The organism is Acidimicrobiia bacterium (assembly GCA_036271555.1).
Lineage (GTDB): Bacteria > Actinomycetota > Acidimicrobiia > IMCC26256 > PALSA-610 > DATBAK01.
Genome location: DATBAK010000024.1, coordinates 1 through 1551, shown reverse-complemented (window position 1 = coordinate 1551; position 1551 = coordinate 1). Strand labels below are relative to the sequence as shown.

The window sequence follows — 1551 nt, the reverse complement described above, 5'->3', positions numbered from 1 at the left end:
GGCGTGACGTCGAGATCGCGGACGCGCGGATCGTCGGGCAACACCGGCTGAAATGGCGACGGCGCGCGCCGGGCGCGGCGCCGTTGATCGAGGATGTGAGCGACGGAGTGGGCCGCGAAGGCGCCGCGCGTGTGGGCCTCGGCGAGGGCGACCTCGAGCTCGCCCGGGCCGTGTTGCTCGAGCAGGTGCAGGAGGCGCGTGGTCGTCCCGCCGAGGTGGCCGCCGTGGCGCGCGACCTCGCCGAGGAATGCGGTCGCGCTCGGGCAGGCGGCGGCGAGTCGGTTGCGGCCGCGGTGCTCGCGGGCATGCCGCTTGTCCTGCGCGAGCCCGGCGAGGTGATGCTCGGCTTCGATCTGCTGGCCGCGCTCGAACGAGCGCGCGTGGCGCGCGACCTCGACCGTGCCATCGAGGACGCGGACGAGCGAGTCGGACGCGACGAGCGTGAGCGGCTTGCGCACGAGCGTGTGCGGGATGGAGTAGTCGTTGGCGTCGAAGCGGAGATAGGGCGACTTGCCCGAGGCGACGGCGCGCACGAGGTCGCAAGGGAACGGATGCGCCGGGAGCGACAAGAGACGCGGTCGCTCCTCGGCGAGAGCCGCGCCGACGAGGCGCTTCTCGACGTCGCGTGGCACGACGCGGGCGTGCGCGATGTCGACGATCCAGCGGTCGAGCTGTCGGTTGAGATCGGCGACGGAGCCGAACCCGCGCGCGGCGAAGAACGACTCGCGGAGGTAGCGAATGGCCCGCTCGACGCGCCCCTTCTCGTTGCCGCGCGCGACCGCGACGGGCTGCGGCGCAAAGTGGTAATGGCCCGCGAGCTCGAGGAGGCGCGGGTGGAATCGGATCACCTCCCCCGCGCGCTCGAGGACAGCCGTCTTGAGGTTGTCGTAGAGCAGGGCGCGCGGCACGCCGCCGAACGCCTCGAATGCGGCGAGGTGGCAGCGGAGGAAGCTCTCGAGCGTCTGGTCGAGCACGAACCGCGCGAAGATCGCGCGCGACCACGACAGCACCATCACGAAGCACGAGAGCGAGCGCTTCGCGCGGCCGATGGTGACCGACCCGAACGAGCCCCAGTCCACCTGGCCCTGCTCACCCGGCAGGGTCGTGAGGCGGAAGAACGCCTCGTGCCTCGAGACGGGTCGCACGCGGCCGACGAAGCGACGAAGCGGCCAGACCGAGCCTGCATATCCACGGTGGCGGATCATCTCGAGCAGACGCGTGGCGCGCAGGCGCGGGTGCGTTTCGAGGGTCGCCGTGACGAACGACTTGAAGGGGTCGAGCGCCGAGACGGAGGCACGGTGGGCGACGTTGACGAAGCGCTGGGGCTCAATCGCGAGCTCCACCGTGTCGCGGTGGACGCCGAGCTCGGCGGCGATCGTGCCGATCTTCCAGTGCTCGGCGAAGAAGAGACGGCGCATGCGCGAGCGCAGCTCGGGCGTGATCATCGCGCCACCTCGAACATCACGAGCTGGCGCAGATCCGCGAACGTGCCGACGCCGGGCACGTCACGGTGACGACGGCGGCGGTCGAGCGCGGGGACCCAGTCGAGGG

1 protein-coding gene is annotated in these 1551 nt (G+C 71.6%); it reads right to left on the bottom strand.

Annotation, left to right across the window (positions count from 1 at the left end):
• Window positions 1-1445: IS21 family transposase (gene istA / locus VH914_07385; GenBank protein HEX4491012.1), on the bottom strand; the 1445-nt coding region annotated here is incomplete at its 3' end.
• Window positions 1446-1551 lie beyond the last annotated feature (106 nt).